The organism is Colwellia sp. KS18-150 (genome assembly GCF_057551365.1).
In genome coordinates this window covers 41,276-49,220 of sequence record NZ_BAAJMC010000026.1, presented here as the reverse complement: position 1 = coordinate 49,220, position 7,945 = coordinate 41,276, and the positions used below count along the sequence as shown (strand labels likewise).

The 7,945-nt window shown below is 37.6% G+C and carries 6 protein-coding genes; 1 reads left to right on the top strand and 5 read right to left on the bottom strand.

Features of this window, described 5'->3' with window-relative positions:
* Positions 1 to 278: 278 nt before the first annotated feature.
* From AC27IF_RS18635 to AC27IF_RS18615, 5 genes are all read right to left on the bottom strand, one after another.
* Positions 279 to 1,295, bottom strand: a complete 1,017-nt coding sequence (locus tag AC27IF_RS18635; RefSeq protein WP_487055856.1) for a sugar kinase — start codon at positions 1,293 to 1,295, stop codon at positions 279 to 281.
* Entirely contained in the window at positions 1,295 to 2,485 is a 1,191-nt protein-coding gene (uxuA, locus tag AC27IF_RS18630; protein ID WP_487055855.1) for a mannonate dehydratase, read from the bottom strand. Before uxuA ends, AC27IF_RS18635 begins: the two co-directional genes overlap by 1 nt.
* Positions 2,486 to 2,505: 20 nt before the next feature.
* Complete coding sequence (locus AC27IF_RS18625; RefSeq protein ID WP_487055854.1) at positions 2,506 to 3,819, bottom strand: gluconate:H+ symporter; 1,314 nt, start codon at positions 3,817 to 3,819, stop codon at positions 2,506 to 2,508.
* A 156-nt stretch (positions 3,820 to 3,975) separates the two neighbouring features.
* Positions 3,976 to 5,811, bottom strand: coding sequence for a glycoside hydrolase 5 family protein (locus AC27IF_RS18620; RefSeq protein WP_487055853.1), 1,836 nt, complete (start codon positions 5,809 to 5,811; stop codon positions 3,976 to 3,978).
* A gap of 57 nt (positions 5,812 to 5,868) precedes the next feature.
* Complete coding sequence (locus tag AC27IF_RS18615; RefSeq protein WP_487055857.1) at positions 5,869 to 6,573, bottom strand: FCD domain-containing protein; 705 nt, start codon at positions 6,571 to 6,573, stop codon at positions 5,869 to 5,871.
* A 188-nt stretch (positions 6,574 to 6,761) separates the two neighbouring features.
* Here AC27IF_RS18615 and AC27IF_RS18610 point away from each other — a divergent pair, with 188 nt between their 5' ends.
* The gene (locus tag AC27IF_RS18610) at positions 6,762 to 7,931 is read left to right on the top strand and encodes a lactonase family protein (RefSeq protein ID WP_487055852.1); all 1,170 of its coding nucleotides are present in this window, start codon (positions 6,762 to 6,764) and stop codon (positions 7,929 to 7,931) included.
* The last annotated feature ends 14 nt before the right edge of the window (positions 7,932 to 7,945 follow it).

Below are 7,945 nucleotides of genomic sequence, written 5' to 3'. Positions count from 1 at the left end.
TTTTAGCGTATATAAGCCAAACGAAAACCTAAATGAACCGGTAAAAAACACGATTTAATAATACCAAAAAACATTTTAAGAATCTTCATAACACACAATAAATAGACTACTGATTCATCAGTAGCCTAGGCATCACATCAATTATAAAGTTTAATATCATCATATAGTTAACAGCTAATCTGTAAAATATTAACGTCGATTAATTGGCGTCCCAACACTTACAAAACCGGTTCACTTCTTAAATATTAGTTTATTCTCTTAACTTTATACCTCTCTGATTATGCTATAGCTGCTAAAATACTCTCAGCACTTTGCTCAGTATAATCATTAACTTCTTGAAAATGACCTATTGCAGCTTTTGTTGCAAAGTTAAGTAATTCTTTATTGTCATATTTCTTCATAAAACCATAAATTAACCCTGCCATGTAACAATCACCAGTACCCACCCTATTCTTAACTTCTTCAATGTAAGTAACCTTAGTAAAGTACTGTTTATCAGGCGTACAAAGGCTACTGTAATATTTAGCGCCAATGTCATGTTGATCAAAACGAAACGTAAAAGCAATGTGCTTACAATTAGGCAGGTTATCAAAAATAAAATCTGAACTTTGCTTTGCGTGAAGCAGGTAATTCTCGGTTAAGTCTTTGGCTATTAGCTCATTATCTAATGGGCAATTGAGCAATTTATTAGCACTCCAAATATTCCCCATTAATACATCACAATATTGAGCAATCGCCGATATTCGCTCAATAGGATTTATAACTGCGCGCGCCAATGCCTCTCGGTAATTTAAATCCATTGATACCCTGATACCAAGACTTTTAGCGCAACGCACCGCATTAAGGCAAGACTTAAATGCGGGCTCGCTTAATAACGGGGTAATCGCACTAATATGTAACCAAGTCCCTTCCGATAAAAGATTGTCCCAATCTTCTTTTTTATATTCTTGATCATTAATGGCACTATGCTTACGATCATAATTAACTTGACCGCTCTTCATATCTGCACCGGGTAGCTGGTAAAAGAGGCCCATACGCCCTTCTTGCTGATAGTTAATGCTTGTCTCGACCCCTTTACTCTCAACAAAGTTACCAATAGCGTATGATAACTGACTCTCGGGTAAGGCTGTTACCATAGCACTGGGCTGTTGCCATGCAGCTAAAGCTATGGCAACATTCAATTCTGAGCCCCCTAAAAATAACTGACTTTCAGCTTTCATTGGCCAATGTTCATGAACAGCGATTCGCATAAGCAACTCGCCAAAACAAATGGTTTTCCCACTAGTCTGTGTCATTAAGCCACCTCAACCAAACTTTTAACAATACCAAGCTCTAAACCTCGTAATTCAGCCAAGCCTTTTAAACGGCCAATCGCAGAGTAGCCAGGATTTGTTTGTTTTGTTAAATCATCTAACATTTGATGGCCATGATCAGGTCTCATGGCAATATTTCGCTTCATTTTATACGACACATTCACTAGCGCTTTGACAACAGCATACATGTCAACACTGCCCTCTAAGTGCGTTGACTCATAGAAATCACCGTTCTCATGACGCTGAGTATTACGTAAATGAGTAAAGTAAATGCGCTCACCAAATTGTTCTATCATACTAACAAGATCATTATCAGCACGAATACTAAAAGAGCCAGCACAAAAACATAAACCATTTGACTGATTAGGCACTGCGTTAAATAGTTCATCTAAATCTTGGGCTGTACTGACCACCCTTGGCAGGCCAAATAAGGTATAAGGTGGATCATCAGGGTGAATGACGAGTTTTAATGCTAGTTCGTCCGCAATAGGACATACTTCTTTTAAAAAATGAATTAGGTTTTGCTTCAGTCTATGTTCATCAATATTTTTATAGACTTGAATGGCAGACAAAAAGTCAGCCGAGGTAAATGACTCTTCACTACCCGGTAAACCCGCAATAATATTGCGCGTTAAGACTTGTTTTTCACTGTCGGTCATGCCCATAAATTTAGCGTGTGCTTTATCACATAACTCTTTTGAATAATCTTGTGCTGCATTAGGGCGTTTAAGTAAATAAATATCGTAAGCAACAATAGCTTCAAGTTCAAACTTTAAGGCTTTACTGCCATCAGGCAATTCAAAGGCTAAATCAGTACGCGTCCAGTCAAGCAACGGCATAAAATTATAGGTAATTACGTTTAAACCACAAGCAGCTAGGTTTTTTAAACTTTGCTGATAATTCTTAATCAATAACTCATAACCTGAAGCTTGTGTTTTGATATCTTCATGAACAGGTAAGCTTTCAACCACTAGCCACTGCATATCATACGCTGCTATTTCTTGTTTTCGTTGGTTAATATCAGCTACCGTCCAAACCTCTCCGTTTGGGATATGGTGTAATGCACTTACAACACCCGAGCAACCAGCTTGTCGAATATCGCGAAGTGAGACAGGATCGTTAGGTCCATACCAACGCATTGTTTGCGCCATAAAATAAGGGAAATTACTCATAAAAAGTTCCTACAAAATTATTACAAAAGACTATCTAAAATTAAAACGCCAACCAAACCAGTTAAACCGACAATGGTTTCCATTAACGACCATGATTTAAAGGTATCGGCTAAACTGAGGTTAAAATATTCTTTATACATCCAAAAGCCTGAGTCGTTAACATGTGAGCACATTAAGCTACCCGCACCGATGGCAAGTACCATTAAATTAGGGTTTGCCCCTGTAGCTATAACAACTGGCGCCATAATACCTGCAGCGGTTAAACCAGCAACGGTGGCCGAGCCTAAACAAATTCGAATTATGGTGGCAATCAACCAACCTAATAGCAGTGGATTCATGGCACTATCTTTTAAAATATCACCAAGGTCTGCGCTTACGCCACTTGTAACAAATACCTGTTTTAATGCGCCTGCCCCAGCCACAATGAGCAGTATTACGGCAATGTCTTTAATCGCGTCTGAATACATAGTCATGATTTTAGTCATGGAATAACCACGAGATATACCTAGTACATAAGTTGCTATTGATAAGGCGATAAGCATCACGATCATTGGATCCCCCACAAACGCAAATACCGTTTTTAACCTGGCATCATCTCCTGCGATGTAAGGTAATACAGTGGTGCCTGCAATCATTAATACCGGTAATAAGGCGATAACAAAACTGGTGAATTTACCCGGTAGCTCATCATCGCTTAACTGCGTTGGTTTAAACGTTTTAATAGGTGTACTTTTCATATGTTTTAGACGTTTAGCAAAGATTGGCCCAGCTAAACTCATTGAAAATGCGGCCAATACTAAGCCATATAATAAGGTCAAACCCATATCCGCATTAAATTGAGCAACCAATGCTGTTGGTGATGGATGAGGTGGTAAATAGCCGTGCGTTACAGATAATGCAGCAAGCAGCGGTATGCCTAAATAAACAACTGGCAGTTTAGTTTGATAGGCAACAGAGAAAACTAGAGGGATAAGTAGCACAAAACCGACGTTATAAAATAACGGAATACCGACAACAAACCCCGTTAACATCAATGCCCATGTAATATATTTTTCACCAAAAAGATCAATCAGTGAAGACGATATGCGCTTGGCCGCACCGGTTTCAGAAACCAATTTACCAAACATAGCACCAAAACAAATAATCACGGTTAATGAGCCAAGCATATTGCCCAAACCCATTTCTAGCGTTTCAGGGATTTGTTCAAGGGGTATTTCGAGTAAAATCGCGGCAACGATAGAGGAAATGATAAAGGCAATAAACGGTTGAACTTTTGCCCATGTAATTAATAACACCAACACCAATATGGTGATGAGAACAGCAGCAATGGCCATAAAATGAATCCTAGTGTAGCTTAAGGTTTATTAGAATAAGTTGGTAAGCTAGGGTTTAATATGAATTTTTCACATAAATTAATGGCAAGTTCCATGGCAACATAACCAATGAAACTCACCTATTAGATATAAGCGAAAGCGTGTTGTTGATTGCTTTTATTGATAAAGAATTTCCACGCGACCTAATTGAGCTACGCCACCTTTAAAGAATATTTTAATAAACTTAAATTGTTTCTCAGTATCATGGTGCGCATATAGTTTAGGTTTCCAATAGCTATAGTTAGTCTCACTATTTACAAAGCTTTTTGGTGTTATAGGTAAACTGGACCATACTTTTCCGTCTATTGAACCTTGAATTTCAAGGTAATTAAAACGTGTTTTTTCAAAGGCATAAATATCTACGCCCGCAAAATCACCCGGTACTGAATAGGTTATTTCAGAGCCGTAATCTCCCGCTAAACGATAACGTAACTCTTTAAAACTACGATCATTTCCCATAACCGGTTTAATGGCTTTACTGTCTTCAACAATACCTAAGTTTTTCATGGTATCTATTTTTGCCAACTGTTTAACCGTTATTGGGCCAATAACATTAGAAGCTTTTGAGACCCCTGCCGGGTTAATCGCTTTAACGCGGTAATAATATTGCTTACCTATTTTAGCGGTATCATCATTATATAAAGGAAAATAAGGAACTTCTTCTTCACTCACATTAAAGCGAATTTGCTGCCAAGGGCCCTTCGTCGAGGTCGCGCGTTCAACGTTATAACCTGTTGCCCCCATCGAACCACGCCAATTTAAACTATACACATTTTCCGTAGGTAGCATTTTAGGCGGTAGTGGTAATGATACTGGTGGTACTTCTTTTTTCTGGATTTCAAATGCCTTTTGGCGATACATACGCATTAAGTTGGCTTCATCATAAGCAATACCTGCATCTGATCCCGGCCAATGGAAGGCTTTAAATAAACCAGCACCAAGCGGCTCTGAATGCCAATAATAACCGCCGTCCCTATTATGATGACGTAAGCTCCAAATAAGCGCGCCCATTACATCATCAGATTCTTTAATCACTTTATCGAGTGTGCTTTCAATAGAAGAGGTACTAGCAAAACCAAACTCCCCCACTAAATACACTTTACGTTTGTTAATTAAATCAATATTGCGTTGAATATTACCTGGTAAAAGCGTGGTATCTCTTTCATAGTGATGTGAAGAAACCATATCGATTGACCACTCATTTAATGAAGCCTCTCTCACTAATGGCTCATCTAAATCATCACTAAACCAGCCATCCATCACTAAGTGATTAGGATCTAATTTTTTCATATAACGGGTAATTTCAAAGGTCCAATCTTCTGGGCTGGTTAACTCGTTACCCGTTTCCCAGCAAAGGATCGCTTTATCATCTTTATAAGGCACACCGGTAATGGTATTAACACGATTTAAGGTAAAATTAATGGTTTGTTTAAAATCTTCAATAAGTTGACGATCGGTCCAAAACTCTTCTGCCGTTTTACCTCTAAAAGCGGCGTAATTTGGCCTTCCACCCATCCATTGACGATTATTTAGTAAAGGAAAAATAACGCGGATGCCGTATTCATTTGCTAATGCAAGCATCATATCGGTGACTTTAAATGCGTCTTCATTAAACTTACCAGGTGCTTCAACATAGGTTGGAGAGTCTTTTGGAAAACCGGTATTACGTACTGGAATGGTATATATACGGACAACTTGTCCACCCATTTCTTTCACCGTGGCAAATATGTCACGTATTTCATATTCTGATGGTAATCGATAGGGGTTAGTTTCACGAAACTTCAAATTATCTTCTTGATAATTTAATGTCGGTACATTAAAAGAAATAAAACGGTAATCCGCTTTGCCGTCTTTTAATCTATTGCCTTCTGCTGTAATAAAATGTTTAAACTCTGCTCCATAAGACAATGATGTCATTAGCAAACAGACCACACTGAAAATATACTTTTTCATTTGTTTTCCTTTAATAAATGTCTGATAAATTCTTTAATTACTTTTACCAATCAATCTTTATGATGTAAGTCGCCAGCTATCCAGCTTATCGGTTTGTTCAAAACTCACCTCAAGCAAAGCTGTTTTTACATTTTCTAAGTGATTCCACATTGAACAAAAAGCTGCGTCAGCATCTTTACGTGCCAATGCTTCATATATTGTCAAATGATCATCAAGCCACCTTTTTTGTGATTTTTTGATAATCACCCGTTCATGCAACAAACGCCATAATTGATTGTTTTGCCGCCTATCCCATAAATTTTTGACCACAGAAACAAGCTCTGCATTTTGTGTTGCTGCCGCAATTGCCAAATGAAAGTCTTGATCGGAGGCTTCTTTATCTATGTCAGATTTTGCTTTTGCTTGTCGGGTTAAAATGCTTTTTAATAGTACAAGATCTTCTGTAGTTATATTTGTTGCCGCAAGTTTAGTAATATTGCTTTCGACAAACTGTCTAGCTTGTATCATTTCAAAAGGCCCTGATTGAGACATTAACATTTGGTTATCAATTTGCTCTGTCGCCGTAGTTGGTTTGGCTATGATATAAACACCTGAGCCTTGACGAACCTCTACCAATCCTTGCAGCTCTAACATCACAATAGCATCACGAATAACAGATCTTCCTACGGAATAAACGTCAGCTAAATCCCGTTCTGCTGGTAAACGTGATCCAAGGCAATACAAGCCTTCAGAAATATTTTTCTGAATCTTACTGCCAACAATTTGATATTTACGCTGCGTTTGAATGACTCTCCCCCTATTAACTTTGTCTCTATAAAAACGACAACTCTACATTACCTTCACACAGTTGGTCAACCAAAATTGAACCGGTTAATATTGGTTGACCAACTAGTTAAATAGGATATATAGTTAGATAAATCATTACTCAATAAATTATTACCGGGTATAGAATGCGCACTAAAAATCTAATAACTGCACTGTTACTTTGCTTTCTTTGTGAAAGCACCTCAGTAGAAGCTAAACGACAAGAAGATAATAACCTGAACAATAAACTCGATAAGTTCATTACCGGTTCATACACCAATAACGACTTACAAGGTGTAAGTCTTATTACATTAGACACACATAATCTAGCTTTATCGAGCAATAAGGTAGTTGCTAAAACAGCTAACCCCTCTTACCTTGCTTTAAGCAATCACGATCAGACTTTATATGCTGTAAATGAAAAGGCTCAGGGTGAGATTAATCAATTTTCTTGGCACTCTGAAACAAACCAATTCAAATCAATACATAGCTATAAAAACATAGGTGCTGACCCTTGCTATATCGCAGTCAACCCCAACGGCAGACAATTAAGCGTCACAAACTACAGCTCAGGTGATACTAAATTTTTTGCTATTGATACTGCAACTAACAAACTAAACCTGATCACAGAATTTCAATCACAAGGTAATAGCATCCATGAAAGACAGAAAGCACCACACATGCATTGGATGAACTGGGATAAAACTGGCAAATTTTCTTATAGTGTTGATTTGGGTACAGATCAGGTTTTTGTTCATCAATTTAAGAAAAAAGAGTTAACAACTGAAGTTGCGATAAAATTACAAGCTGGTGCTGGCCCAAGACATATGACATTTCATCCTAGCTTGAACACCGCTTATATTGTTAGTGAGCTAGACAATACAATACTTGTAGTTCAGCAAAATTTAAATCATGGTAAATTAAGTAGTCGACAACTTATCAGTATATTACCAAAGGGCTCCCATGGAGATAATTTTGCTGCAGCTATAAAAATGTCATCAACAGGTAAACACCTATATGTCAGCATTCGCGGAAGTAATCTCATTAGTGTTTTTGATGTATTATCTAATGGCAATCTACGTATTAAGCAACACATTGAATCGGGTGGAGAATGGCCACGTGATTTTACACTATCTCAACAAGAAAATTATTTACTCATAGCCAACCAACGTTCTAATAATGTAGTGCTTTTTAAGCGAAATATGGATACTGGTTTACTACTCAAAACAAACGTAGAAATAACAACGCATCAACCTACATATATTACACCATTTAATCCTAATTCCTCCTCAGTAAATACCTCTTTGATAAGGTAACTCATTGCTATGCC

Excerpts from the sequence above, each read along its gene's own strand:
- AC27IF_RS18635 (WP_487055856.1), bottom strand. The coding sequence starts at position 1,295 with ATGACACAGACTAGTGGGAAAACCATTTGTTTTGGCGAGTTGCTTATG.
- uxuA (WP_487055855.1), bottom strand. The coding sequence starts at position 2,485 with ATGAGTAATTTCCCTTATTTTATGGCGCAAACAATGCGTTGGTATGGA.
- AC27IF_RS18625 (WP_487055854.1), bottom strand. The coding sequence starts at position 3,819 with ATGGCCATTGCTGCTGTTCTCATCACCATATTGGTGTTGGTGTTATTA.
- AC27IF_RS18620 (WP_487055853.1), bottom strand. The coding sequence starts at position 5,811 with ATGAAAAAGTATATTTTCAGTGTGGTCTGTTTGCTAATGACATCATTG.
- AC27IF_RS18610 (WP_487055852.1), top strand. The coding sequence starts at position 6,762 with ATGCGCACTAAAAATCTAATAACTGCACTGTTACTTTGCTTTCTTTGT.